Annotated in this window: 22 protein-coding genes; 19 read left to right on the forward strand and 3 right to left on the reverse strand. The window is 70.1% G+C overall.

Translation table 11 applies throughout. The features are described 5' to 3' along the window. Positions 1 to 3: 3 nt before the first annotated feature. The 12 genes from murF to ACIBAG_RS16660 all read left to right on the forward strand — a co-directional run bounded on the left by murF (position 4) and on the right by ACIBAG_RS16660 (position 12525). The gene (gene murF / locus ACIBAG_RS16605; RefSeq protein WP_399105565.1) at positions 4 to 1416 is read left to right on the forward strand and encodes a UDP-N-acetylmuramoyl-tripeptide--D-alanyl-D-alanine ligase; all 1413 of its coding nucleotides are present in this window, start codon (positions 4 to 6) and stop codon (positions 1414 to 1416) included. After that, the gene (gene mraY / locus ACIBAG_RS16610; RefSeq protein WP_399105567.1) at positions 1413 to 2486 is read left to right on the forward strand and encodes a phospho-N-acetylmuramoyl-pentapeptide-transferase; all 1074 of its coding nucleotides are present in this window, start codon (positions 1413 to 1415) and stop codon (positions 2484 to 2486) included. Before murF ends, mraY begins: the two co-directional genes overlap by 4 nt. Next, positions 2468 to 3892 carry a UDP-N-acetylmuramoyl-L-alanine--D-glutamate ligase gene (murD, locus tag ACIBAG_RS16615; protein WP_399105569.1) on the forward strand — a complete coding sequence of 475 codons (1425 nt, stop codon included), beginning with the start codon at positions 2468 to 2470 and terminating at the stop codon, positions 3890 to 3892. Before mraY ends, murD begins: the two co-directional genes overlap by 19 nt. A 103-nt stretch (positions 3893 to 3995) precedes the next feature. After that, a complete protein-coding gene (gene ftsW / locus ACIBAG_RS16620; protein WP_399105571.1) occupies positions 3996 to 5360 on the forward strand; it encodes a putative lipid II flippase FtsW in 1365 nt (454 codons plus the stop codon). Positions 5361 to 5366: 6 nt separating this feature from the next. Next, positions 5367 to 6458 carry an undecaprenyldiphospho-muramoylpentapeptide beta-N-acetylglucosaminyltransferase gene (gene murG / locus ACIBAG_RS16625; protein WP_399105573.1) on the forward strand — a complete coding sequence of 364 codons (1092 nt, stop codon included), beginning with the start codon at positions 5367 to 5369 and terminating at the stop codon, positions 6456 to 6458. A 26-nt stretch (positions 6459 to 6484) separates the two neighbouring features. Then, positions 6485 to 7282 (forward strand): cell division protein FtsQ/DivIB, encoded by a 798-nt coding sequence (locus ACIBAG_RS16630; protein ID WP_399105575.1) that lies wholly within the window; start codon positions 6485 to 6487, stop codon positions 7280 to 7282. A 287-nt stretch (positions 7283 to 7569) separates the two neighbouring features. After that, a complete protein-coding gene (gene ftsZ, locus ACIBAG_RS16635) occupies positions 7570 to 8772 on the forward strand; it encodes a cell division protein FtsZ (protein WP_399105577.1) in 1203 nt (400 codons plus the stop codon). 10 nt (positions 8773 to 8782) lie between these two features. Further along, positions 8783 to 9511, forward strand: a complete 729-nt coding sequence (pgeF, locus tag ACIBAG_RS16640; RefSeq protein ID WP_399105579.1) for a peptidoglycan editing factor PgeF — start codon at positions 8783 to 8785, stop codon at positions 9509 to 9511. 6 nt (positions 9512 to 9517) lie between these two features. Then, positions 9518 to 10237: a YggS family pyridoxal phosphate-dependent enzyme gene (locus tag ACIBAG_RS16645; RefSeq protein ID WP_399105581.1), complete on the forward strand. Its 720-nt coding sequence runs from the start codon at positions 9518 to 9520 to the stop codon at positions 10235 to 10237. 125 nt (positions 10238 to 10362) lie between these two features. Then, a complete protein-coding gene (locus ACIBAG_RS16650; protein WP_031483359.1) occupies positions 10363 to 11004 on the forward strand; it encodes a cell division protein SepF in 642 nt (213 codons plus the stop codon). A 59-nt stretch (positions 11005 to 11063) separates the two neighbouring features. Further along, positions 11064 to 11351 (forward strand): YggT family protein, encoded by a 288-nt coding sequence (locus tag ACIBAG_RS16655; RefSeq protein ID WP_031483361.1) that lies wholly within the window; start codon positions 11064 to 11066, stop codon positions 11349 to 11351. Positions 11352 to 11406: 55 nt separating this feature from the next. Next, positions 11407 to 12525: a DivIVA domain-containing protein gene (locus tag ACIBAG_RS16660; RefSeq protein ID WP_399105583.1), complete on the forward strand. Its 1119-nt coding sequence runs from the start codon at positions 11407 to 11409 to the stop codon at positions 12523 to 12525. Between the two features lie 270 nt (positions 12526 to 12795). On the opposite strand, the gene ileS is transcribed toward ACIBAG_RS16660, so the two are convergent. Beyond that, complete coding sequence (gene ileS / locus ACIBAG_RS16665) at positions 12796 to 15933, reverse strand: isoleucine--tRNA ligase (protein ID WP_399105586.1); 3138 nt, start codon at positions 15931 to 15933, stop codon at positions 12796 to 12798. Positions 15934 to 16731: 798 nt separating this feature from the next. Here ileS and ACIBAG_RS16670 point away from each other — a divergent pair. The 6 genes from ACIBAG_RS16670 (at position 16732) to ACIBAG_RS16695 (ending at position 22740) form a co-directional block, all read left to right on the forward strand. Continuing rightward, a complete protein-coding gene (locus ACIBAG_RS16670; protein WP_399106314.1) occupies positions 16732 to 17985 on the forward strand; it encodes a TraR/DksA C4-type zinc finger protein in 1254 nt (417 codons plus the stop codon). A gap of 70 nt (positions 17986 to 18055) precedes the next feature. Continuing rightward, positions 18056 to 18712 (forward strand): signal peptidase II, encoded by a 657-nt coding sequence (gene lspA / locus ACIBAG_RS16675; RefSeq protein WP_399105588.1) that lies wholly within the window; start codon positions 18056 to 18058, stop codon positions 18710 to 18712. Positions 18713 to 18812: 100 nt separating this feature from the next. Beyond that, on the forward strand, positions 18813 to 19757 hold the full coding sequence (locus ACIBAG_RS16680; protein ID WP_399105590.1) for an RluA family pseudouridine synthase: 945 nt from the start codon (positions 18813 to 18815) through the stop codon (positions 19755 to 19757). Then, complete coding sequence (locus tag ACIBAG_RS16685; protein ID WP_399105592.1) at positions 19754 to 20236, forward strand: GNAT family N-acetyltransferase; 483 nt, start codon at positions 19754 to 19756, stop codon at positions 20234 to 20236. The genes ACIBAG_RS16680 and ACIBAG_RS16685 overlap by 4 nt, the downstream gene beginning before the upstream one ends. Positions 20237 to 20374: 138 nt before the next feature. Then, on the forward strand, positions 20375 to 21961 hold the full coding sequence (locus ACIBAG_RS16690) for a Na+/H+ antiporter (protein ID WP_399105594.1): 1587 nt from the start codon (positions 20375 to 20377) through the stop codon (positions 21959 to 21961). Between the two features lie 38 nt (positions 21962 to 21999). Then, the gene (locus tag ACIBAG_RS16695) at positions 22000 to 22740 is read left to right on the forward strand and encodes an SDR family NAD(P)-dependent oxidoreductase (RefSeq protein WP_399105596.1); all 741 of its coding nucleotides are present in this window, start codon (positions 22000 to 22002) and stop codon (positions 22738 to 22740) included. 108 nt (positions 22741 to 22848) lie between these two features. Here the strand turns inward: ACIBAG_RS16695 and ACIBAG_RS16700 are convergent, their stop codons facing one another. Then, positions 22849 to 23967 (reverse strand): mechanosensitive ion channel family protein, encoded by a 1119-nt coding sequence (locus tag ACIBAG_RS16700; protein WP_399105598.1) that lies wholly within the window; start codon positions 23965 to 23967, stop codon positions 22849 to 22851. 95 nt (positions 23968 to 24062) lie between these two features. On the opposite strand from ACIBAG_RS16700, the gene ACIBAG_RS16705 reads away from it, so the two are divergent. Continuing rightward, positions 24063 to 24632: a dienelactone hydrolase family protein gene (locus tag ACIBAG_RS16705; RefSeq protein ID WP_399105600.1), complete on the forward strand. Its 570-nt coding sequence runs from the start codon at positions 24063 to 24065 to the stop codon at positions 24630 to 24632. Positions 24633 to 24656: 24 nt separating this feature from the next. Here the strand turns inward: ACIBAG_RS16705 and ACIBAG_RS16710 are convergent, their stop codons facing one another. Beyond that, the gene (locus ACIBAG_RS16710; protein WP_399105602.1) at positions 24657 to 26318 is read right to left on the reverse strand and encodes an alkaline phosphatase D family protein; all 1662 of its coding nucleotides are present in this window, start codon (positions 26316 to 26318) and stop codon (positions 24657 to 24659) included. Positions 26319 to 26416: the final 98 nt, after the last annotated feature.

Here is a 26416-nt window from a genome sequence, read left to right on the forward strand (position 1 = left end):
CTTGTGATCGCCCTCTCTCTCGCCGAGATCGCTGAAGTCGTCGGCGGGCAGACGCACGACATACCGGATCCGTCCGTCCAGGTCACCGGACCGGTCGTCCGGGACTCCCGTGAAGTGGAGCCCGGCAGCCTCTTCGTCGCCTTCGCCGGGGAGCGCGTGGACGGCCACGACTTCGCGGAAGCGGTCGTGGCGGCGGGTGCAGCCGCCGTCCTGGCCTCCCGCCCCGTGGGCGTCCCCGCGATCGTCGTGGACGACGTCCAGACGGCCCTCGGTGCCCTCGCCCGTCATGTCGTACGACGGCTCGGCGCGACCCTCGTCGCCCTGACCGGCTCGGCGGGCAAGACCAGCACCAAGGACCTGATCGCCCAGGTCCTCCAGCGCAAGGCGCCCACCGTGTGGACGCCGGGCTCGCTCAACAACGAGATCGGGCTGCCGCTCACCGCCCTCAGCGCCACCGAGGAGACCAGGTTCCTGGTCCTGGAGATGGGCGCCCGCGGCATCGGCCACATCCGCTACCTCGCCGATCTGACGCCGCCGAAGATCGGCCTCGTGCTCAACGTCGGCACCGCCCACATCGGCGAGTTCGGCGGCCGTGAGCAGATCGCGCAGGCCAAGGGCGAGCTCGTCGAGGGCCTGCCGTCCGCGCAGGACGGCGGCGCCGCGATCCTCAACGCCGACGATCCCCTCGTACGGGCCATGGCGTCCCGTACGAAGGCGAAGGTGATCCTTTTCGGAGAGTCAGGCGAAGCGGACGTACGCGCCGAGAACGTGAGACTCACGGACAGCGGACAGCCTGCTTTCACCCTTCACACACCCTCCGGTGCAAGCGATGTGACCATGCGCCTGTACGGTGAGCACCACGTGTCGAACGCGCTCGCCGCGGCCGCCGTCGCCCATGAGCTGGGCATGTCCGCGGAAGAGATCGCCACCGCGCTCTCCGAGGCGGGCTCCCTCTCCCGCTGGCGGATGGAGGTCACCGAGCGTCCGGACGGCGTGACGGTCGTCAACGACGCCTACAACGCGAACCCCGAGTCCATGCGGGCAGCTCTGCGTGCGCTGGCAGCCATGGGCAAGGGGCGCCGTACGTGGGCGGTGCTCGGCAAGATGGCCGAGCTCGGGGACGAGGCGCTCGCCGAGCACGACGCGGTCGGGCGGCTCGCCGTCCGGCTCAATGTCGGCAAGCTCGTCGCGGTCGGGGGCAGGGAAGCGTCCTGGCTGCAACTGGGCGCATATAACGAGGGTTCGTGGGGTGAGGAGTCGGTGCACGTGTCCGACGCACAGGCGGCGGTCGACCTGTTGCGCAGCGAGTTGCGCCCGGGGGACGTCGTCCTCGTGAAGGCGTCCCGTTCGGTCGGTCTGGAGAGCGTTGCCCAGGCGCTCCTCGACGGTGCCGAGGGTGAGGTCGCAGCCCGATGATGAATCAGATCCTGTTCTCAGGAGTCATTGGCCTCTTCCTGACCCTGGTCGGCACCCCGCTGCTGATCAAGCTGCTGGCCCGCAAGGGCTACGGCCAGTACATCCGTGACGACGGCCCGCGCGAGCACCACAGCAAGCGCGGTACGCCGACCATGGGTGGTATCGCCTTCATCCTGGCGACGATCGCCGCGTACTTCCTGTCCAAGCTGATCACCGGCAAGCCGCCGACGTTCTCCGGCGTCCTGGTGCTCGGTCTGATGGCCGGCATGGGTCTGGTCGGCTTCCTGGACGACTACATCAAGATCGTCAAGCGTCGCTCGCTGGGCCTGCGGGCCAAGGCCAAGATGGCCGGCCAGCTGCTCGGCGGTATCGCCTTCGCGGTGCTCTCGCTGCAGTTCGCGGACAACCGCGGCAACACCCCGGCCTCCACCAAGCTGTCCTTCGTGCAGGACTTCGGCTGGTCCATCGGCCCGGTGCTGTTCGTCGTGTGGGCGCTGTTCATGATCCTCGCCATGTCGAACGGCGTGAACCTGACGGACGGTCTGGACGGCCTCGCCACCGGCGCCTCCGTGCTCGTCTTCGGCGCCTACACGTTCATCGGCGTCTGGCAGTTCCAGGAGTCCTGCGCCAACGCCCAGACGCTCGCCAACCCGGGCGCCTGTTACGAAGTACGCGATCCACTCGACCTCGCGGTCGTCTCCTCGGCGCTGATGGGCGCCTGCCTCGGCTTCCTGTGGTGGAACACCTCGCCCGCGAAGATCTTCATGGGTGACACCGGTTCGCTGGCCCTCGGCGGCGCGCTCGCCGGTCTCGCCATCTGCTCGCGCACCGAGCTGCTGCTCGCCATCCTCGGCGGCCTGTTCGTGCTCATCACCATGTCGGTGGTCATCCAGGTCGGCTCCTTCCGGCTCACCGGGAAGCGCGTCTTCCGCATGGCGCCACTCCAGCACCACTTCGAACTCAAGGGCTGGTCCGAAGTGCTCGTCGTGGTCCGCTTCTGGATCATTCAGGGCATCTGTGTGATCGTCGGACTGGGCCTCTTCTACGCGGGATGGGCAGCGGACAAGTGACCGACTGGCAGGGGAAGAACGTCACCGTCGCCGGGCTCGGCGTCTCCGGGATCCCGGCGGCCAAGGTGCTGCACGCGCGCGGGGCGAACGTCACGGTCGTCAACGACGGCGACGACGCACGCGCGCGTGCCCAGGCCGAGGAACTGGAGGCGCTCGGTATCACCGTCCGCCTCGGCGACGGCGCGACCCTGCCCGAAGGCACTGAGCTGATCGTCACCTCCCCGGGCTGGCAGCCGGACAAGCCGCTGTTCGCGGCGGCTCAGGAAGCCGGCGTACCGATCTGGGGCGACGTCGAACTCGCCTGGCAGCTGCGCGGCCCCGACGCCGCGCCCTGGCTCGCCGTCACCGGCACCAACGGCAAGACCACGACCGTCCAGATGCTGGCCTCGATCCTGAAGGCGGCGGGCCTGCGCACCGCTGCCGTCGGCAACATCGGCGTCTCCCTCCTCGACGCCGTGCTCGGCGAGGAGCAGTACGACGTTCTCGCCGTGGAGTTGTCCAGCTACCAGCTCCACTGGGCGCCCTCGCTGCGGGCGCACTCGGCGGCCGTGCTGAACCTCGCCCCCGACCACCTCGACTGGCACGGCTCCATGGAGGCGTACGCGCGCGACAAGGGCCGTATCTACGAGGGCAACCGCGTCGCCTGCGTCTACAACGTCGCCGACAAGGCCACCGAGGACCTGGTGCGCGAGGCCGACGTCGAGGAGGGCTGCCGGGCCATCGGCTTCACCCTCGGCACCCCGGGCCCGTCCCAACTCGGTGTCGTCGAGGGCATCCTGGTCGACCGCGCCTTCGTCGAGAACCGGCAGCAGAACGCCCAGGAGCTAGCCGAGGTCTCCGACGTCAACCCGCCGGCCCCGCACAACATCGCCAACGCCCTCGCGGCGGCGGCCCTCGCCCGGGCCTTCGGGGTGCCCGCCAAGGCCGTACGGGACGGGCTGCGGGCCTTCACCCCGGACGCGCACCGCATCGCGCACGTGGCGGACGTGGACGGGGTCGCGTACGTCGACGACTCCAAGGCGACCAACACCCACGCGGCGGAAGCGTCGTTGGCGGCCTACGAGTCCATCGTGTGGATCGCGGGCGGGCTCGCCAAGGGCGCCGTCTTCGAGGAGCTGGTCGCCAAGTCGGCAAAGCGACTTCGCGCGGCCGTGCTCATCGGAGCCGATCGTGGCCTGATCCGTGAAGCCCTGGCGCGACACGCGCCGGAAGTACCCGTCGTCGACCTCGACCGGACCGACACTGGGGCGATGCTCGCGGCAGTCCAGGAAGCGCAGCGGCTCGCACGGCCCGGCGACACGGTGCTCCTTGCCCCGGCCTGTGCCTCGATGGACATGTTCGCCAACTACAACCAGCGCGGTGACGTGTTCGCGGAGGCGGTTCGCGAACTCGGCGCGGGCGCCTGACGCCGGGTCTCGGCCACTTCGGGTGCTTCGGGACCCTTGGAGGGACGCGTGACTCGGATGTGGCCGGCCAGTGTGTACGCGCATGGCGAGGTGGTGAGCGCCGATGCCCGGTAGCCGTACGGGAGGGCCTCCCGTGCAGCGGGCCGTCCGGCGCCGCCCCGAGCCTCCCCGTCCGCCGAGCGACAACGCCGTACGACGGCTGTACACGCGCGTGCAGCGGGCGTGGGACCGGCCGCTGACCGCGTACTACCTGATCCTCGGCGGCAGCCTGCTGATCACCGTGCTCGGTCTGGTGATGGTCTACTCGGCCTCCCAGATCAAGGCACTGCAGATGTCGTTGCCGGGGTCGTACTTCTTCCGCAAGCAGCTGCTGGCCGCGGCGATCGGCACCGGGCTGCTGTTCGCCGCCTCCCGGATGCCCGTGAAGCTGCACCGGGCGCTCGCCTACCCGATCCTCGCCGTCGCCGTCTTCCTGATGGCCCTGGTGCAGGTGCCCGGGATAGGAGTCGCGGTCAACGGCAACCAGAACTGGATCGCCCTCGGCGGCTCCTTCCAGATCCAGCCCAGCGAGTTGGGCAAGCTCGCGCTGGTGCTGTGGGGCGCGGACCTGATCGCCCGCAAGCAGGACAAGAGGCTGCTGACGCAGTGGAAGCACATGCTGGTGCCGCTCGTGCCGGTCGCCTTCATGCTGCTCGGACTGATCATGCTCGGCGGCGACATGGGTACGGCGATCGTGCTGTCGGCGATCCTGTTCGGCCTGCTGTGGCTGGCGGGGGCGCCGACCCGGCTGTTCGTGGGGGTCCTGTCGTTCGCCGGTGTGATCGGCGTGCTCCTGATCAAGAGCAGCGAGAACCGGATGGCCCGCCTGCAGTGCCTCGGCGCCACCGAACCGCAGTCCGGCCCCGTCGACTGCTGGCAGGCCGTGCACGGCATCTATGCGCTCGCCTCCGGCGGAATTTTCGGTTCCGGGCTAGGGGCAAGTGTGGAGAAATGGGGCCAACTCCCCGAAGCCCACACCGACTTCATCTTCGCCGTCACCGGTGAGGAACTGGGCCTGTCGGGGACGCTGTCGGTGCTCGCCCTCTTCGCGGCTCTAGGCTATGCGGGTATCCGCGTGGCCGGACGCACGGAGGACCCCTTCGTGAGGTACGCCGCGGGAGGCGTGACCACCTGGATCACCGCGCAAGCCGTGATCAACATCGGTGCGGTGCTCGGCCTGCTGCCGATCGCCGGCGTCCCCCTCCCGCTGTTCTCCTACGGAGGGTCCGCCCTGCTGCCGACCATGTTCGCCATCGGGCTGCTGATCGCCTTCGCGCGCGACGAGCCCGCTGCGCGGGCGGCGCTTTCTGCGCGGCAACCCCGCTTTGGTAGAAAGCGTGCGGGAGGCGCCGCGCAGGATCGGGGGCCTCGGAGATGGAACACGATGCGACGGCGTGCCTCGGCGGCGCGTTCGTCCGGAGAGCGGTGAATTTCGGTGCATGTCGTACTCGCCGGTGGGGGGACCGCCGGCCACATCGAGCCCGCGCTCGCCCTCGCGGACGCCCTGCGCAGGCAGGACCCGACCGTGGGGATCACGGCCCTGGGCACGGAGCGCGGCCTGGAGACCAAGCTCGTTCCGCAGCGGGGCTATGAGCTCGCGCTGATCCCCGCCGTACCCCTGCCGCGCAAGCCCACGCCCGAGCTGATTACCGTCCCGGGCCGGCTGCGCGGCACGATCAAGGCGACCGAGCAGATCCTGGAGCGCACCAAGGCGGACTGCGTCGTCGGCTTCGGCGGCTATGTCGCCCTGCCCGGCTACCTCGCCGCCAAGCGCCTCGGCGTGCCGATCGTCATCCACGAGGCCAACGCCCGCCCGGGCCTGGCCAACAAGATCGGTTCGCGGTACGCCGCCCAGGTCGCCGTCTCCACCCCGGACAGCAAGCTCCGCAACTCGCGCTACATCGGCATCCCGCTGCGCCGCACCATCGCCACCCTCGACCGGGCCGCCGCCCGCCCCGAGGCCCGCGCGATGTTCGGGCTCGACCCGAACCTGCCGACGCTGCTGGTCTCCGGCGGCTCGCAGGGCGCCCGCCGCCTCAACGAGGTCGTCCAGCAGGTCGCGCCCTGGCTGCAGCAGGCCGGGATCCAGATCCTGCACGCGGTCGGCCCGAAGAACGAACTGCCGCAAGTGCACCAGATGCCGGGAATGCCCCCCTATATCCCGGTAAGTTACCTGGATCGTATGGACCTCGCGTACGCCGCGGCCGACATGATGCTCTGCCGCGCGGGCGCGATGACCGTCGCCGAACTCTCCGCCGTCGGACTCCCGGCCGCCTACGTCCCGCTGCCCATCGGCAACGGCGAACAGCGGCTGAACGCCCAGCCGGTGGTCAAGGCCGGCGGCGGACTGCTGGTCGACGACGCGGAACTCACGCCCGAGTGGGTGCAGCAGAACGTCCTGCCCGTGCTCGCCGACCCGCACCGGCTGTACGAGATGTCCCGCGCCGCAAGCGAGTTCGGCCGCCGGGACGCCGACGACCTGCTCGTCGGCATGGTGTACGAGGCGATCGCCTCGCACCGCCGTTAGGGACCGCATGACGGAGGGCAGGGAGCGTGGCCGGACAGACGACCGCGGAGCGCGGTGAACGCCAGCAGGAGTCGTCCGACCCGCCCCTCGCCCGGCGGCGGTTGAGGCTGCGCCGCCTTCGTACGATCATCATCCTTGCCGTCATCCTGGTGCTCCTCGGGGCGGGCTCCGTATGGGCGTTGTACGGCTCCCAGTGGCTGCGCGTGGAGCGCGTTTCCGTCTCCGGGACCCGGGTTCTGACGCCCGGGCAGATCCATGACGCCGCCGACGTCCCCGTAGGGGAGCCCATGATTTCCGTCGACACCGATGCGATTGCGGCACGACTGCGCCGGAAATTGCCCCGAATTGACTCGATTGACGTGGTCCGTGCCTGGCCGCATGGAATCGGCCTGAAAGTGGTGGAGCGCACTCCGGTTCTGATTGTCCAAAAGGGCGGAAACTTCATCGAAGTGGACGATGAGGGTGTCCGTTTCGCCACGGTTTCCGAGCCTCCGAAAGGCATCCCCGCACTGGAATTGGCGCCGTCCCGGTCGAGCTCCGCCGCCGCGAGCCTGCGGCGCTTCGGAGAGGGCCGTCTGGTGCGGGAGGCGGTGCGGGTCGCCGGCGCCATTCCGGCCGCCGTCGCGCGGTCCACCGAGGTCGTCAAGGTCCGTTCCTACGACGACATCTCGCTGGAGTTGGGCGACGGCCGGACCGTCAGGTGGGGCAGTGGCGAGAAGGGTGCCGCGAAGGCTCGCACACTCACCGCTCTCATGAAAGCCTCGCCGGATGCGCGGTACTTCGACGTCAGTGTTCCCACCGCCCCGGCGTCAGCGGGGAGTTGACGCACATTCGCGCAGGCCAGCACCCTGGTTGGGCAGCGACATGGCTGATCACATAGGGTGAAAAGAAAAACGGGAGGTTCGGCGTGTTCGTTGAACGTGCGCCACTTGTCGACTTAGTGTCCTGTTCAGAAGACTTCAAGGAACAGACACACTGGTAACCCTAAACTTCAGGGTTAGGGTTCGGGTCGGCGCTACGGACCGTCCCATTCGGCATCAGTCGCCGGTTCGCGAAGCACCTCGCTCCCCGCGATCCGACGACCCGTAACTCGAGGCGAGAGGCCTTCGACGTGGCAGCACCGCAGAACTACCTCGCAGTCATCAAAGTCATCGGTGTCGGCGGCGGTGGTGTCAATGCCATCAACCGGATGATCGAGGTCGGTCTCAAGGGCGTCGAGTTCATCGCCATCAACACTGACGCGCAAGCTCTGTTGATGAGCGACGCCGACGTCAAGCTCGACGTCGGCCGCGAACTCACCCGCGGACTCGGCGCCGGAGCGAACCCGGCCGTCGGCCGCAAGGCCGCCGAGGACCACCGCGAGGAGATCGAAGAGGTCCTCAAGGGGGCCGACATGGTCTTCGTGACGGCCGGTGAAGGCGGCGGCACCGGCACCGGCGGCGCGCCCGTCGTGGCCAACATCGCACGCTCTCTTGGCGCCCTCACCATCGGCGTGGTCACGCGCCCGTTCACCTTCGAGGGACGGCGCCGCGCGAACCAGGCCGAGGACGGCATCGCCGAGCTCCGCGAAGAGGTCGACACCCTCATCGTCATCCCGAACGACCGGCTGCTGTCCATCTCGGACCGCCAGGTCTCGGTGCTCGACGCCTTCAAGTCGGCCGACCAGGTCCTGCTCTCCGGTGTCCAGGGCATCACCGACCTCATCACCACCCCCGGCCTCATCAACCTCGACTTCGCCGACGTCAAGTCGGTCATGTCCGAGGCCGGTTCGGCCCTCATGGGCATCGGCTCGGCCCGCGGCGACGACCGCGCGGTGGCCGCGGCCGAGATGGCGATCTCCTCGCCGCTGCTGGAGGCGTCCATCGACGGCGCCCGGGGCGTGCTGCTCTCCATCTCCGGCGGCTCCGACCTCGGCCTGTTCGAGATCAACGAGGCCGCCCAGCTGGTCAGCGAGGCCGCCCACCCCGAGGCCAACATCATCTTCGGCGCGGTCATCGACGACGCCCTCGGCGACGAGGTCCGGGTCACCGTGATCGCGGCCGGCTTCGACGGAGGCCAGCCGCCGGCCCGCCGGGACAACGTCCTCGGCTCGACCTCGTCCTCGGCCCGCCGCGAGGAGCCCACTCCGGTACGGCAGCCCGAGAGCCGTCCGTCGTTCGGCTCGCTCGGCAGCGTCAAGCCGAAGGAGGAGCCCGAGCCTCCGGCCGCACCGGAGCCGGTCGCCGACATTCCGGTCGCCCCGCCGGTCCCGCCGTCGCGGACCTACGCCGACAGCGCGGCCGAGGAACTGGACGTCCCGGACTTCCTTAAGTGATCCTTCTGACGTGATAGGACAGCGCGACACCGTGAGCGGCGCGCACTTCGCCTTCACCGACCGGTGGGGCGGGGTGAGCGCCGCTCCGTATGAGGAGCTCAACCTCGGCGGGGCGGTCGGCGACGACAGCGACGCCGTACTGACCAACCGGGAGCTGGCCGCCAAGTCGCTCGGGCTCGACCCCGGTGCCGTCGTCTGGATGAACCAGGTGCACGGGACGGACGTCGCCGTGGTCGACGGGCCGTGGCGTGATCGTCCGGTGCCCGAAGTCGACGCGATCGTCACGGCGCGGCGGGGTCTCGCCCTCGCCGTCCTCACCGCCGACTGCGTGCCGGTCCTGCTGGCCGACCCGGTCGCCGGGATCGCCGCCGCGGCCCACGCCGGCCGGCCCGGCATGGTCGCCGGAGTCGTTCCGGCCGCGCTACGCGCGATGACCGAACTGGGCGCCGACCCGGCCCGGATCATCGCCCGCACCGGGCCCACCGTGTGCGGTCGGTGCTACGAGGTGCCGGAGGCGATGCGCGCCGAAGTGGCCGCCGTGGAACCGACGGCGCACACCGAGACGAGTTGGGGCACCCCGGCGGTGGACGTCGCCGCCGGAGTGCACGCGCAGCTCGCACGACTCGGCGTGCGCAACCGGGAGCAGTCGCCGGTGTGCACCCGTGAGTCGGGCGACCACTTCTCGTACCGCCGCGACCGCACCACGGGGCGACTCGCGGGATATGTCTGGTTGGACTGAGAGCGAATGACGGACCGTAAGGGCGAACTCGCCGCGAACCTGGCGAAAGTGGAGGCGCGGATCGCCGCCGCGTGCGCCGCCGCGGGGCGGGGGCGCGAAGAGGTGACACTCATCGTGGTCACCAAGACCTATCCCGCGAGCGATGTGCGGATCCTGTCGGAACTCGGTGTCCGTCACGTCGCCGAGAACCGCGACCAGGACGCGGCCCCCAAGGCCGCCGAATGTTCGGATCTGCCCCTCGTTTGGCATTTTGTTGGTCAATTGCAGACCAACAAGGTGCGATCCGTGGTGGGTTACGCGGATCTAGTGCAGTCCGTCGATCGTTCCAAGCTGGTGACGGCCCTCTCCAGGGAGGCCGAACGGCAGGAACGCGAGGTGGGCTGCCTCATCCAGGTGGCGCTGGACGCGGCTGAGAGCCTGAGAGGTGAGAGAGGTGGTGTGGCGCCGGGCGGAATCGAAGAGTTGGCGGACCTCATCGCCAAGGCTCCGGGGCTGCGACTGGACGGACTCATGACCGTCGCTCCGCTTGCCGGGGAGTACGCCGGGCGCCAACAGGCGGCGTTCGAGCGGTTGATGGATTTGTCGACTGACCTGCGCCGAGCTCATCCGACTGCGAACATGGTGTCGGCAGGGATGAGTGCGGATCTCGAAGAGGCGGTGGCGGCCGGTGCGACACATGTGCGCGTCGGCACTGCGGTACTCGGAGTCCGCCCCAGGCTCGGGTAACGTCGCCAGGAAGTCGGACCACAGCAGAAAATATGGTCAATGTCGCCGAAAGGCGGGCGTAACGACCGCGTGGATCGCGGGCACTTGGCAGTCGCCGATCCACCACAGAGCGGAGGACTCAGAGCATGGCCGGCGCGATGCGCAAGATGGCGGTCTACCTCGGCCTCGTGGAGGACGATGGGTACGACGGCCGGGGGTTCGACCCCGACGACGACTTCGAGCCCGAACTGGACCCGGAGCCCGAGCGGGACCACCGACGGCACGAGCCGTCACACCAGTCGCACAGCGCACATCAGTCCCAAAGGGACGAAGAGGTGCGAATCGTGCAGCCGCCCGCGCCGCGTGAACCCGTGGCCCGATCGACTTCGCTACCCGCGGAATCCAGCCGCCCGGCGCGCATCGCGCCCGTGGCGTCCATCACACAAGAACGCGCAAGCCTGGAGAAGAACGCACCGGTGATCATGCCCAAGGTCGTGTCGGAACGAGAGCCGTACCGGATCACCACGCTCCACCCGCGGACGTACAACGAGGCCCGTACCATCGGGGAACACTTCCGTGAGGGCACCCCGGTGATCATGAATCTGACTGAGATGGATGACACAGACGCGAAGCGACTTGTCGACTTTGCGGCCGGTTTGGTGTTTGGTCTTCACGGAAGCATCGAGCGGGTGACCCAGAAGGTGTTCCTGTTGTCTCCTGCTAACGTCGATGTCACGGCGGAGGACAAGGCCCGCATCGCAGAGGGCGGGTTCTTCAACCAGAGCTGAGACGCACCACCGGAAAGAACAGCACGGAACTTGAAACAGGGGAGAGGGAAGCACCAGTCATGAGCGTGGTACTGCAGGTTCTCTACATCGCGCTGATGGTGTTCCTCATCGTGCTGATCTTCCGGTTGGTCATGGACTACGTCTTCCAGTTCGCCCGCTCATGGCAACCCGGCAAGGCGATGGTGGTCGTTCTGGAGGCCACCTACACTGTCACTGATCCACCGCTGAAGCTTCTGCGGCGGTTCATCCCGCCGCTGCGTCTCGGGGGCGTGGCGCTCGACCTGTCCTTCTTCGTACTGATGATCATCGTCTACATCCTGATCACGCTTGTACGGAGCGCGATGTGAACGATGTGACAGATACGGTCTTGCCGACTGCCGACGACTACGTTGAGGTGAAGAGATGCCGTTGACCCCCGAGGACGTGCGGAACAAGCAGTTCACGACCGTCCGCCTCCGAGAAGGCTATGACGAGGACGAGGTCGATGCCTTCCTCGATGAGGTCGAAGCCGAACTGACGCGCCTGCTCCGCGAGAACGAGGACCTGCGCGCCAAGCTGGCCGCGGCCACGCGCGCTGCTGCCCAGAACCAGCAGAACATGCGCAAGCCTCCGGAGCCGCAGCAGGACCAGCAGCAGGGCGGCATGCCGCAGCAGGGCATGCGCGGTCCCGGGGCTCCCGTACCCGCCGGGATATCGGGCCCGCCGCAGCAGCAGATGGGTGGCCCCATGGGTGGCCCGCCCCAGCTGCCGAGCGGTGCCCCGCAGCTGCCCGCCGGTCCCGGCGGTCAGGGTGGCCCGCAGGGTCCCGGTCCGATGGGCCAGGGTCCGGGGCCGATGGGCCAGCCCCCCATGCAGCAGATGGGCGGCCCCATGGGCGGTCCGATGGGTGGCCCGATGGGCGGTCCCGGTCAGGGCGGCCCCGGTGGCGACAGCGCCGCGCGCGTTCTGTCGCTCGCCCAGCAGACCGCCGACCAGGCGATCGCCGAGGCCCGTTCCGAGGCCAACAAGATCGTCGGCGAGGCGCGTTCGCGTGCCGAGGGTCTCGAGCGTGACGCCCGTGCCAAGGCTGACGCCCTGGAGCGGGACGCGCAGGAGAAGCACCGCGTCGCGATGGGCTCCCTGGAGTCCGCCCGCGCCACGCTGGAGCGCAAGGTCGAGGACCTGCGCGGCTTCGAGCGCGAGTACCGCACGCGGCTGAAGTCCTACCTCGAGTCCCAGCTGCGCCAGCTGGAGACGCAGGCGGACGACTCGCTCGCCCCGCCGCGCACCCCGGCCACGGCGTCCCTCCCGCCGTCCCCGGCGCCCTCCATGGCACCGGCCGGCGCGAGCGCCCCGTCGTACGGCGGCAACCAGACGATGGGCGGCGCCCCGTCTCCGGCTGGTCCGTCCTACGGTGGTCAGCAGCAGATGTCCCCGGCGATGACCCAGCCGATGGCACCGGTCAGGCCGCAGGGTCCGTCACCGATGGGCCAGGCTCCCTCGCCGATGCGCGGGTTCCTCATCGACGAGGACGACAACTGACGGTTGGTAGTACGCCGTAGGCGTCGGCAGCGTTCAGGGCGGAGGCCCCGGAAAATTCCGGGGCCTCCGCCCTTTTGTTCACAGGCTCTGGGGTAGCGTCCTCCCCGCGCTGGGGTGCGTAGCGCAGCTGGTCGTCGCGCTCGACAGCATCCAGGAGGACGTCGGTTCGAATCCGGCCCGCCCCAGTGCGTCAGCTGTGCGAGCGCACACAACGCCGAAGGCCCGTACCCACCATGATTTTTTGGTGGGCCCGGGCCTTCGGTCGTTCGGCTACGCCTTGCGCAGGCGGAACGTCAGGGTCAGGCCCTCGTCCTCGAACGGGGAGCCGTAGGTGTCGTCCGCCTCGCCCTGGGCGAAGTCCGTCGCCAGGACCTCGTCGGCGATCAAGTCGGCGTGCTCGGTCAGCGCCGCGATCGTCGCCTCGTCCGTTGCCGTCCACCGCAGAGCGATCCGGTCGGCCACGTCCAGGCCACTGTTCTTGCGGGCCTCCTGGATCAGGCGGATCGCGTCACGGGCCAGGCCCGCGCGGCGCAGCTCCTCCGTGATCTCCAGGTCCAGGGCGACCGTCGCGCCCGAGTCGGACGCCACCGACCAGCCCTCGCGCGGGGTCTCCGTGATGATCACCTCGTCCGGAGCGAGGGTGATCGTCTCGCCGTCGACCTCCACCGACGCCGTCCCCTCGCGCAGCGCCAGGGACAGCGCCGCCGCGTCCGCGTTCGCCACCGCCTTGGCCACGTCCTGGACTCGCTTGCCGAACCGCTTGCCGAGCGCGCGGAAGTTGGCCTTGGCGGTGGTGTCCACCAGGCTGCCGCCCACCTCGGACAGGGACGCCAGCGACGAGACGTTCAGCTCCTCCGTGATCTGTGTGTGCAGCTCGGGGTCGAGCGTCTCGAAGCCCGCGACCGCCACCAGGGCACGGGACAGCGGCTGGCGGGTCTTCACGCCCGACTCGGCGCGCGTGGCACGACCCAGCTCGACCAGCCGGCGGACCAGGACCATCTGCTTCGACAGCTCCGGGTCGATGGCGGAGAGGTCCGCCTCGGGCCAGGAGGAGAGATGGACCGACTCGGGGGCGCCGGGGGTGACCGGGACCACCAGGTCCTGCCAGACCCGCTCGGTGATGAACGGGGTCAGCGGGGCCATCAGCCTCGTGACCGTCTCGACGACCTCGTGCAGGGTGCGCAGCGCCGCCTTGTCACCCTGCCAGAAGCGGCGACGCGAACGGCGGACGTACCAGTTCGACAGGTCGTCGACGAAGGCCGAGAGCAGCTTGCCGGCGCGCTGGGTGTCGTACGCCTCCAGCGACTGCGTGACCTGGTCGACCAGCGCGTGCAGCTCGGAAAGCAGCCAGCGGTCCAGGACCGGGCGGTCGGCCGGGGCCGGGTCGGCCGCGGACGGCGCCCAGTTCGACGTACGCGCGTACAGGGCCTGGAAGGCGACGGTGTTCCAGTAGGTGAGGAGGGTCTTGCGCACCACCTCCTGGATCGTGCCGTGGCCCACGCGGCGTGCCGCCCACGGGGAGCCGCCGGCCGCCATGAACCAGCGGACCGCGTCGGCGCCGTGCCGGTCCATCAGCGGGATCGGGTCCAGGGTGTTGCCCAGGTGCTTGGACATCTTGCGGCCGTCCTCGGCGAGGATGTGGCCGAGGCAGACGACGTTCTCGTACGACGACTTGTCGAAGACCAGCGTGCCGACCGCCATCAGCGTGTAGAACCAGCCGCGGGTCTGGTCGATGGCCTCACTGATGAACTGCGCCGGGTAGCGGCTCTCGAAGAGCTCCTTGTTCTTGTGCGGGTAGCCCCACTGCGCGAACGGCATCGAGCCCGAGTCGTACCAGGCGTCGATGACCTCCGGCACGCGCGCGGCCGTCTTCTCGCACTGGGGGCAGGCGAAGGTCACGTCGTCGATGTACGGGCGGTGCGGGTCCAGGGCGGACTGGTCGGTGCCGGTCAGCTCGGTGAGCTCCGCGCGGGAGCCGACGCAGGTGAGGTGGTCGTCCTCGCAGCGCCAGATCGGCAGCGGGGTGCCCCAGTAGCGGTTGCGGGACAGCGCCCAGTCGATGTTGTTGTTCAGCCAGTCGCCGAAGCGGCCGTGCTTGACCGTGTCCGGGAACCAGTTGGTCTTCTCGTTCTCCTCGAGGAGGCGGTCCTTGACGGCCGTCGTACGGATGTACCAGGACGGCTGCGCGTAGTAGAGGAGCGCGGTGTGGCAGCGCCAGCAGTGCGGGTAGCTGTGCTCGTACGGGATGTGCCTGAAGAGCAGGCCGCGCTGCTGGAGGTCCTCGGTGAGCTTTTCGTCCGCCTTCTTGAAGAAGACGCCGCCGACCAGGGGGACGTCCTCCTCGAAGGTGCCGTCCGGGCGGACCGGGTTCACCACCGGCAGGCCGTACGACCGGCAGACCTTGAGGTCGTCCTCACCGAAGGCGGGGGACTGGTGGACCAGACCCGTGCCGTCCTCGGTCGTGACGTACTCGGCGTTGACGACGAAATGGGCTTCTGCCGGGAACTCGACCAGCTCGAACGGTCGTTGATACGTCCAGCGCTCCATCTCGGCGCCCGTGAAGGTCTGCCCGGTGGTCTCCCAGCCCTCGCCGAGGGCCTTGGCGACGAGCGGTTCGGCGACGACGAGCTTCTCCTCGCCGTTGGTCGCCACGACGTAGGTGACCTCGGGGTGCGCGGCCACGGCCGTGTTGGAGACGAGGGTCCAGGGCGTGGTCGTCCACACCAGGAGCGCGGCCTCGCCGGCCAGCGGACCGGAGGTGAGGGGGAAACGGACGTACACCGAGGGGTCGACGACCGTCTCATAGCCCTGCGCCAGCTCGTGGTCGGACAGGCCGGTGCCACAGCGCGGGCACCAAGGTGCGACGCGGTGGTCCTGGACCAGCAGGCCCTTGTTGAAGATCTCCTTGAGCGACCACCAGACGGACTCGATGTACTCGGGCTCCATGGTCACGTACGCCTCGTCGAGGTCGACCCAGTAGCCCATGCGGTTCGTCAGCTCGGCGAAGGCGTCGGTGTGGCGCAGCACGGACTCGCGGCACTTGGCGTTGAACTCGGCGATGCCGTACGCCTCGATGTCCTGCTTGCCGCTGAAGCCGAGCTCCTTCTCGACCGTGAGCTCGACCGGGAGGCCGTGACAGTCCCAGCCGGCCTTGCGGGCCACGTGGTAGCCGCGCATGGTGCGGAATCGGGGGAAGACGTCCTTGAAGACGCGGGCCTCGATGTGGTGGGCGCCGGGCATGCCGTTGGCGGTGGGCGGGCCCTCGTAGAACACCCACTCGGGGCGGCCCTCGGACTGCTCCAGGCTCTTGGCGAAGATCTTCTGCTCGCGCCAGAAGTCGAGCACGGCGTGCTCGAGGGCGGGCAGGTCGACCTGGGCGGGCACCTGGCGGTACGTCGGCGTTGTCATCAGCGAGCTTCCTCCGGCGGACTTGCAGCCTTCCGTCCGGAGGGACGAGAGCCGATCCTTCCGTACGCCGGTTTCGGCGCGCTCCCGCGGTACCACCCTCCTTGGCCCTCCGACGCGGGGTGTGCGTCGGTGAGCCCCCTCATTGGGGTCGCGATGCCGGTTCTACTCGCCGCCGCCCTTCGGCTGCGGCTTTCTTCCGGCGGCTCCGGGGTGATCTTCACGCCGCGCTCGCCCCCGGGCTTCCACCGTCCCCGGGTCGCTCTGGGCTGCGTACGCCGCTACTCGTCCCCATCCACGCTTTTCGCTCCGCCCAGTGTACGGCGCCGCGCGGACAGCGGCCGACTGGATTTCCCGGGCCCTGGGGACGGGGACGCGGTTCCGGTCGTGCTGACCCGAATGGAGCGGTACGTGTGTTCGGAATCTGGGACGTTCGGCTCGGCGGCATACCCGGCGGGGAGCTGGGCACAACGCATGCAGGTCTGGCGCGAGACATGCGCGAGGCGGGCGAATCGGGCGGTGTGCCCCGTTGCCGCGGGACTCAAGTCGATTTATCGTCCCAGCACGATTCGCGAGCAAGATCACAATATGTGAAGGGGCCGCGGCATGGTGGCGAAAGAGACCGCCGTACAGCAGTCGGCGTCGAGCGGGCCCACACATGCGCGTGCGGGTGCCTCCGGCGGTGCGGCCAAGGGTGCGGGCGGGAAGAAGGGGGCGCAGGGGGGTGCCACGGGGGCGGCCGGAGAGAAGCCGGTGAAGACGGTTCGGGGGGGTGCGGGGGTTGCGGCGGCGAAGAAGGGCGTGAAGGAGAAGGAGGAGGGCTCGCGGGCGGCTGGGAAGTCGGCGGCGAAGAAGGCGGCCGGGGAGAAGGGGGCCGGGAAGAAGGAGGGTGGCAAGCGGGCCGCTGGGAAGCAGGCGGCTGGGAAGCAGGCGGCTGGGAAGCAGGCGGCCGGGAAGAAAGCGGTCGCTGCCGGGACGGAGGCTCCCAAGGCGGCCGGCAAGAAGGCAGTGGCGAAGAAGGCAGTGGCGACGAAGGCTGCGGCGAAGAAGGTGGCCAAGGAGGCGGCGGCCAAGGGCGCGGCAGCCGAGAAGGCGGTTGCCAGGAGGAGAACTGCCGAGGGCAGGGCGGCCGAGGAGAGCGCTGTCAAGAAGACGGCCGCGAAGGCAGGGGCCGGTAGGGAGACGGCCGGTAAGGAGACGGCGGGCAGGAGGGCCTCCGGCAAGCACCGCGCCGGGGTGGAGGCGGGCGCTGCCGAGAAGGGCACCTCCAAAGGGAGCGCATCGAAGACAGATGTCCCGGATAAGGGCGTCTCTGAGAAGGGCGTCTCTGAGAAGGGCGTTCCTGAGAAGGGCGTTCCTGAGAAGAGCCCGGCCGAGCAAAGCGCCTCCGGGAAGAGCGCCAAGAAAGGTGCCGAGAGGAAGAGCGTCTCTGAGAAGGGCGCCTCCAGGAAGAGCGCGGCCGCGGCCAAACGGAGCGTGGGCGCGCAGGCGGCGGCCAGGAAGGGCGCGGTCGCCGAGAGCAGGGCCAATATGGCGGGCGCGGCGCAGGCCGCGGAGCAGACGGGAGCCACGACAGTGGTTGCGAAGAAGACTCCTGGCACGGCCACGGCGGCGAAGACCGCCGTTCCCAAGGCGCGTCTCGCCGGGGCGGTGGAGCCCGGCGAGCTCGCGGTGCGCCCCGGTGAGGACCCCTGGACCGAGGAGGAGGTGGAGGAGGCGCGGGCCGAGCTGATGGCCGAGGTGATGCGGCTGCGCGAGGAGCTCACGTCGTCCGAGGAGTCCCTCGTCGGCCTGATGCGGGACTCCGGCGACGGTGCCGGCGACGACCAGGCGGACACCGGCGCCAAGAACATCACGCGCGAGCACGAGCTGGCGCTCGCCGCCAACGCGCGCGAGATGCTCACTCAGACCGAGCGCGCCCTGGAGCGCCTCGACGCGGGCACCTACGGCCTGTGCGAGAACTGCGGCAACCCGATCGGCAAGGCCCGGATGCAGGCATTCCCGCGCGCGACCTTGTGCGTCGAGTGCAAGCAGAAGCAGGAGCGGCGGTACTGACCGGTAGGCGGGTGTCGTCGGACGTGCCGTACTCTCGTCCTCAGTCAGGTACCTAGGTTGAGGGACTCACGTGGCAGAGGCGGAGCGCATCATCGGTACGCCGGATACCCCAGAGCCGGCGGGAGCCGGGCCGGAGCAGTCCGACGCGGGCACGAAGGCCGCCCGCGACGCCGGGGACACGGCGTCGGCCGAGTCGTCCGGCGATGACGCGTCGCAGGCCGCCGCGGCCGAGCGGCCCCGGGGCAGGCGCCGGATCGCCGTGCTGTTCGGGGTCGCCCTGTTCGCGTACGCCCTCGACCTGATCAGCAAGATGATCGTGGTCGCCAAGCTGGAGCACCACCCGCCGATCGAGATCATCGGGGACTGGCTGAAGTTCGAGGCGATCCGCAACGCGGGCGCGGCCTTCGGCTTCGGCGAGGCGTTCACCGTGATCTTCACGGTGATCGCGGCGGCCGTGATCGTGGTGATCGCCCGGCTCGCCCGCAAGCTGTACAGCCTGCCCTGGGCGATCGCGCTCGGCCTGCTGCTCGGTGGTGCGCTCGGCAACCTCACCGACCGGATCTTCCGCTCGCCGGGCGTCTTCGAGGGCGCCGTCGTGGACTTCATCGCGCCCAAGCACTTCGCGGTGTTCAACCTGGCCGACTCGGCGATCGTGTGCGGCGGCATCCTGATCGTGCTGCTGTCGTTCAGGGGGCTGGACCCCGACGGCACCGTGCACAAGGACTGAGCCCGCGAGTAGGGCCCGCAAGGAGCCCGGGAGGCGCCCGTGGGCGGGTTGTCCACAGGCTCGGTACGGGGCTGTCGGACCCGTCCGGCATACTCGTGTGGTGAGCACAGTTCCCGAGATCCGTACCCTGCCCGTGCCCGACGGCCTGGAGGGCGAGCGCGTCGACGCCGCCATCTCCCGCATGTTCGGCTTCTCCCGCACCAAGGCGGCCGAGCTCGCCGCGGCGGGCAAGGTGCTGGTCGACGGCACGGTGGTCGGCAAGTCCGAGCGGGTGCACGGCGGGGCCTGGCTCGAGGTCGAGATGCCGCAGGCGCCCGCGCCGGTGCAGGTCGTCGCCGAGCCGGTCGAGGGCATGGAGATCGTGCACGACGACGATGACGTGGTGGTGATCGTCAAGCCGGTCGGCGTGGCCGCGCATCCGTCGCCGGGCTGGTCCGGGCCGACCGTCATCGGCGGTCTGGCGGCCGCCGGATACCGGATCTCGACGTCCGGCGCCGCCGAGCGCCAGGGCATCGTGCACCGGCTCGACGTGGGCACGTCGGGGCTGATGGTCGTCGCCAAGTCGGAGTACGCGTACACGTCGCTCAAGCGCCAGTTCAAGGAACGCACGGTCGACAAGCGGTACCACACGCTCGTCCAGGGCCACCCCGACCCGACCAGCGGCACCATCGACGCCCCCATCGGCCGCCACCCCACCCACGACTACAAGTGGGCGGTCACCGCCGAAGGCAAGCCCTCGGTCACCCACTACGACCTGATCGAGGCGTTCCGCGCGGCCTCCCTGCTCGATGTGAAGTTGGAGACCGGCCGCACCCACCAGATCCGCGTCCACATGGCGGCCCACCGCCACCCCTGCGTCGGCGACCTCACCTACGGCGCCGACCCGACGCTCGCCAAGCGGCTCCGCCTGACCCGCCAGTGGCTGCACGCGGTACGGCTCGGCTTCGAGCACCCCGGGGACGGGCAGTGGGTCGAGTTCGAGAGCGACTACCCGGCCGACCTGGAGAAGGCCCTGGACCAGGTCCGCGAGGAGACGTGGGCATGACCTCTCCGTCGTCTGTCCCGTCGTATGCCGTGCGCGTCGCCGAGGACCCCGCCGACCGCGAGGCGTGCTTCGCGGTGCGCAAGGAGGTCTTCGTCGGGGAGCAGGGGGTTCCCGAGGACATCGAGTACGACGCGTACGACGCCACCGCCGTGCACGTGTTGGCGGTGCGGGAGGACGGCGTGCCGCTCGGGACCGGGCGGCTGCTGTACGGCGAGGCGGCCACGGCCAAGACCGGCGGCGACCCGGCGGTGGGCTCGCTGGGCCGGCTCGCGGTGACGCAGGCGGCCCGCGGCCTCGGCGTCGGGGCGGCCCTGGTGCGGGCCATCGAGGATGCGGCACGCGCGCGTGGGCTCGCGGCCGTGGATCTGCACGCGCAGACGCATGCGCTGGGGTTCTACGAGCGGCTGGGGTACGTGGCGTACGGGCCGGAGTTCCCGGACGCGGGGATACCGCATCGGGCGATGCGGCGCGCTCTGTAGCCGAGGGGCCGTTTGAGGAGCCGAGGGGCCGTATGAGCTGGCGCGCCCTGTGGCCGAGGGCCGTATGAGCTGGTGAGAGACGCGGCGTGGCAGGCTGGAGGTCTGCCCTGTGGACGCGAGATCACCGGAGTGCTGACCGTGGATCAGTTGGCCCTGCTGTTCGTGCTGTTGCTCGGGGCCGTGGTGAGTGTCCCGGTGGGTGACCGGTTCGGGTTGCCCGCGCCGGTGCTGATGACGCTGCTCGGGATCCTGCTCGCGCTGCTCGACTTCGTGCCGAACGTCGACGTGCCGCCGGATCTGATCCTCCCGCTGCTGTTGCCGCCCCTGCTGTACGCGGCCGTACGGCGGACCTCCTGGCGCCAGTTCGCGGCGAACGTACGGCCCATCCTCCTTCTCGCAGTGGCGCTGGTCTTCGTCACGACGCTGTGCGTGGCCGCGGTCGCCCACGCGATCGTGCCCGGGCTGCCCCTGGCCGCAGCGGTGGCGCTGGGCGCGCTCGTCGCGCCGCCCGACCCGGTCGCGGCGACCGCCGTCGCCGGGCAGCTCGGGCTGCCGAGGAGGCTGGTGTCCATCCTGGAGGGCGAGGGGCTCTTCAACGACGTGACGGCCATCGTGCTGTACCACGTGGCCATCGCCGCCGCCGTGAGCGGCAGCTTCACCGCGTGGGAGGCGGGACTCGATCTCGTGCTGTCCGCCGTCGTCGCGCTGGCCGTCGGGCTCGCCCTCGGGTGGGGCGCCAACAAGCTGATGGACCTGCTGGACGAAGCGACACTCCAGGTCGGGCTCACCCTGCTCGTGCCGTACGCCTCGTACGTGCTGGCCGAGGAGTTCCACGGCTCCGGCGTGCTCGCCGTGCTCGTCACCGCCCTGTTCCTCGCCGAGTACGCCACCGACGCCGACGACGTGATGACACGGCTCGCCGGGCACACCTTCTGGGACATCGTCGACACGCTGGTCACCGGCGTCGCGTTCGGGCTGATCGGACTGGAACTGCACAACGCGGTGCGCACCGCGTCCGGGCGGTGGGGCGAGCTGCTCGGCTGGGCGGCCGCGGTGGTGGGCGTCGTCGTACTGGTGCGGCTGCTGTACCTGCTGCCGGCCACCTGGCTCACCAAGCGCCTGCACGCCAGGCGGGACTACGACGAGGAAGTGCCGATGAGCTGGCGCGAGACCGTCGTGATGTGGTGGTCGGGGATGCGGGGCGTGGCGTCCGTGGCGCTCGCGCTGGCCATCCCGCTGGAGACCGACTCGGGCGAAGCCTTTCCCAACCGGGACGAGATCGTGTTCATCGCGTTCGGGGTGATCATGGCGACGCTGGTGGTGCAGGGGCTGACCCTGCCGTGGCTGGTGAGACGGCTCGGGGTGCGCGCCGACAGCGAGCGGGAGAAGGAGTTCGAGAAGCAGCTGGCGGTGCGCGCGGCGAAGGCCGCGAAACGCAGGCTCAAGGAGATCGAGGCCGTCGAGGATCTGCCGGAGGACCTGTCCGAGCAGATGCTGCGGCGGGCGTTCGAGATCGGGGTGCGGATCAGCCCGGACATGGGTGAGGAGGAACGCCGGGAGGCGCATCAGCAGCGGGTCCGGCGGCTGAAGCGGATGCGGCGCATCCAGGGCGAGCTGCTGAGCGCGGCGCGGCACGAGGTGCTGGCGGCGCGCAGTGAGCCGGGCGCCGATCCGGAGGTGGTGGACCGGGTGCTGCGGCATTTGGACGTGCGCAGTCTGCGATGACCTGGGCGCCGAGGGCTGTCCGTCCGTACGATCTGATCATGGCTCGCAACGTTGTCATCAGTGGTGGCGGTACGGGAATCGGGCTCGCGGCGGCCCAGCTGTTCGCGGCGGACGGCGATCGGGTGCTGCTGCTCGGGCGCCGCGCCGAGGTGCTGGAGCGCTCCGGGGTGCCCGGGGCCCTCACCTACGCGGCGGATCTGAGCAAGTCGAGCGGCGCGAGAGGTGTGGAGCGGTTCGTGGCGGCTGAGTTCGGCACCGTGGACGTACTGATCCACAGCGCAGGAGGCAGCGGCTATCTGGAGCCCAAGGTGGACAGCGACGAGCCCCTCGACGTCGTCCTGCACAACTGGACCCTCAACTTCGGGCTCAACACCCTGACCGCGGCCCTGCTCACCGAGGCCCTCAAGGACCGGCTCGCGGACCCCGGCGGGCGGGTGCTGTTCCTCAGCTCCATCGCCGCCTTCCGGGGATCCGGCAGCGGGGCGTACGCCGGGTCCAAGGCGGCGCTGCATCCGTACGCCCACGATCTGGCCCGGCAGTTGGGGCCGCGCGGGATCACCGTGAACGTGGTCGCGCCCGGCTTCATCGAGGACACCGAGTTCTTCGGCGACGGGATGAACGAGGAGCGGCGTGCCCGGCTGATCGCGGAGACCTCGACCGGGCGGGCCGGTACGCCGGGAGACGTCGCCGCGACCCTGCACTGGCTGGCGTCCCACGCCGCCGGGCACATCACCTCGCAGATCATCCAGGTGAACGGCGGGGCCGAGCGCGGTCACTGAACCGTCCAGAAGCGGTCGCGAGCGGTCACGAACGGGTCACGAGCGACCGTGTCCGTCGGAGCCCGTCAGGTGATCCGTTCAGGTGCGGTCCGTGACGGGCGGGATCGGTCAGGGCCGCTCCGGGCGTGCCGCCGGCTGGTGGTCGTGCTGGTGGGTGCGGCGGGCCGGGACGCGGCCGGGGACGGGAAAGCCGGGCGGCAGGGCCGCGTCCGCCGCGTTGACGCGGGGCAGCGCGTACGGGTGCCGCTCGGCCAGCCAGCCGATGAGCTGCTCGCGCACCGTGACCCGGACCGTCCACAGGTCGTCGGCGTCCTTCGCCGTGACCAGCGCCCGCACCTCCATCGTGCTGGGCGTGGAGTCGGTGACGACCAGGCCGTAGTCGCGGCCGTCCCACGCCGGGCACGCGCGCAGGATGTCGCGCAGCCGCTCGCGCATCGCCTCCATCGGCGCCGAGTGGTCGAGGTGGAGGAAGACGGTGCCGGTCATCTGTGCGCCGCCGCGCGACCAGTTCTCGAAGGCCTTCGAGGTGAAGTACGACACGGGCATCGTGATCCGGCGCTCGTCCCACGTCCGCACCGTCAGGAACGTCAGGGTGATCTCCTCGACCGTGCCCCACTCGCCGTCCACCACGACCGTGTCCCCCAGGCGCACCATGTCGCCGAACGCGATCTGGAACCCGGCGAACATGTTGCTCAGCGTGGACTGGGCGGCGACACCCGCGACGATGCCGAGAATGCCGGCCGAGGCCAGCAGCGAGGCACCGGCGGCGCGGAACGCCGGGAACGTCAGCAGCATCGCCGCCACGGCGACCACGCCGACGATCGCCGACACCACGCGCGTGATCAGCGTCACCTGGGTACGCACCCGCCGGACCCGGGCCGGATCGCGGTGGACGCGGGCGTAGCGGCTGTACGTGGTCTCCACGACCGCCGCCGCGATACGGATCGTCAGCCAGGCGGCCGCCCCGATCAGCACGAGCGTCAGCACCCGGCCGACCGCGACCCGGTGTTCCAGCAGCAGCTCCGCCTCGTCGTACGACCCTCTGAGCAGGGCCGCGCACAGCACAAGCTGGTACGGGACGCGGGCACGGCGCAGCAGACCCCACAGCGGTGTCTCGCTGTGCCGTTCGTCGGCCTTGCGCATCAGACGGTCGGTGGCCCACCCGATGATCAGGGTGAGCAGGACCGAGCCGCCGATCACGATCAGCGGGCGGAGTATGTTCTCCATGCCCTCGAACGTAACCACCCGAGGGCGGTCATGAACATGCGCGCACATGAGGCGGTGGTCACGGCGTTGTCGGACCCGGCTGGCACCATGGCCTCATGAACATCATGCTCTTCCACTCGACCTATGGCCTCAGGCCCGCGGTGCGCCAGGCCGCGGACCGGCTGCGCGCCGCCGGACACGAGGTGTGGACGCCGGACCTCTTCGAGGGGCGTACGTTCGAGACGGTCGAGGAGGGCATGGAGTTCAACGACCGGATCGGCAAGGACGAGCTGCTCAAGCGAGCCGTGCTCGCCGCCGCGCCCTACTCGGAGCGCGGCCTTGTGTACGCCGGGTTCTCGCTCGGCGCCTCCATCGCCCAGACCCTCGCGCTCGGCGACGAGAAGGCGCGCGGGCTGCTGCTCCTGCACGGCACGTCGGACATCGCGGCGAACGCCTCGGTGGACGAGCTGCCGGCGCAACTGCATGTCGCCGAGCCGGACCCGTTCGAGACGGACGACTGGCTGAGCGCCTGGTACCTGCAGATGCGCAGAGCGGGCGCCGATGTGGAGGTGTACAGATACGCGGGCGCCGGCCACCTGTACACGGACCCGGACCTGCCGGACTACGACGAGGAGGCCGCCGAGGCCACCTGGCGGGTGGCACTCGGCTTCCTCGACACGCTGTAACCCCTCGGGACGCCGCAGGAGCCGTCAGACCGGGTCGTACGTCCGCTCCACCTTCTGCGTACCGGTGCGCGTGCGGTAGGAACGGGCCCAGGACGCCGTCGCGCCCTGCTTCGTCTTGTCGGACAGGACGTAGTAGTCCATCTGTGCGCGCTCGGCCGTGATGTCCAGGACGCCGTAGCCGTGGCGGTCGGTGTCGACCCAGTGGACGTGCCGGTTGGCGGCCTTGATGATCGGCGCGGCGATCGCGGAGACCGTGCCCTCCGGGACCTTGACGATGTCGTCGAGGTTGTCCGAGGTGACCGAGGTGACGACGAACTCCGTGGCCGCGGAGGCGGACAGCGGGTAGGTACCGGCGTCCACCGGCACGTCGTTGGCCCACGCCATGTGGATGTCGCCGGTCAGGAACACGGTGTTGCGGATCGCGTTCGAGCGCAGGTGGGCGAGCAGCTCCCGGCGGTCGTCGGTGTAGCCGTCCCACTGGTCGGGGTTGAGGGCGAGGCCCTCCTGCGGCAGGCCCAGCAGCTTGGCGAGCGGCTTGAGCAGGTCCGCGGTGAGGTTGCCGACGGCGAACGGCGAGATCATCACCGAGTTGCCGACCAGCCGCCAGGTGGTGTCGGAGGACTTCAGTCCCGCCTTCAGCCAGTCCAGTTGGGCCCGGCCGGTGAGCGTGCGGTCCGGGTCGTCGACCTCGCCGTCGCCGACGGAGACCTGCTGCGAGCGGAAGGAGCGCAGGTCGAGCAGGGAGAGGTCGGCGAGCTTGCCGAAGCGCAGCCGGCGGTAGGTGGTGCCCGCGATCGCCGGGCGCACCGGCATCCACTCGAAGTACGCCTGCTTGGCGGCGGCCTGACGTGCGGCCCAGGCTCCCTCGGTGCCCTCGGTGTGGTTCTCGGCGCCGCCCGACCAGGCGTCGTTGGCGATCTCGTGGTCGTCCCAGATCGCGATGACGGGTGCCTTCGCGTGCAGGGCCTGCAGATCCGGGTCCGTCTTGTACTTGCCGTGCCGCGCGCGGTAGTCGGCGAGCGTGAGGATCTCGTGGGCCGGTGTGGTCTGCCGGACGACGGTGCCGCGCGTGCCGTACTCGCCGGTGCCGTACTCGTAGATGTAGTCGCCCAGGTGCAGCCAGGCGTCCAGGTCGCCGCGGGCGGCGAGATGGCGGTACGACGCGAAGTACCCGGCCTCCCAGTTGGCGCAGGAGACGACGCCGAAGCGGAGGCCCGCCACGGACGCGTTCGCCGCCGGCGCGGTGCGGGTGCGCGCCACCGGGGAGTCCGTGGGGCCCGCCGAGAAGCGGAACCAGTAGTCGGTGGCCGGTTCCAGGCCCCGTATGTCCGCCTTGACGGTGTGGTCGGAGGCGGCCTTCGCCGTGGTCGAGCCCTTGGCGACGATGTTCGTCAGCGCCTTGTCCCGGGCGACGATCCAGCTCACCTCGGTGTCGGGGCCGAGCCCGGAGCCGGGGGTGGCCTCGGGGACCGGCGTCACCCGGGTCCACAGCAGGACACCGTCGGGCAGCGGGTCACCGGAGGCGACGCCGTGCAGGAAGGCGGGGGCCGCTTCGGCGGCGCCGGCGGGCAGCGCGGCGGCGAGCGGACCGGCCAGAACAGCCGTCGCCGCCGCGGCCTTGACGACCGTACGGCGGCGAGGGGCAAGGGAGTTGTGCTGCTCGGATGATCTGTATCGACTGGTCACAGCCGATCAGGTTACTGGCCGGTATGAACAAGAGCGGGCGAACTGGTGAAAGTTCGCCCGCTCTTCACTGCGGTGACGCCCGCCGCGCCCGCCGAGCC

It is taken from the genome of Streptomyces sp. NPDC051243, from assembly GCF_044455405.1.
Taxonomy (GTDB): domain Bacteria; phylum Actinomycetota; class Actinomycetes; order Streptomycetales; family Streptomycetaceae; genus Streptomyces.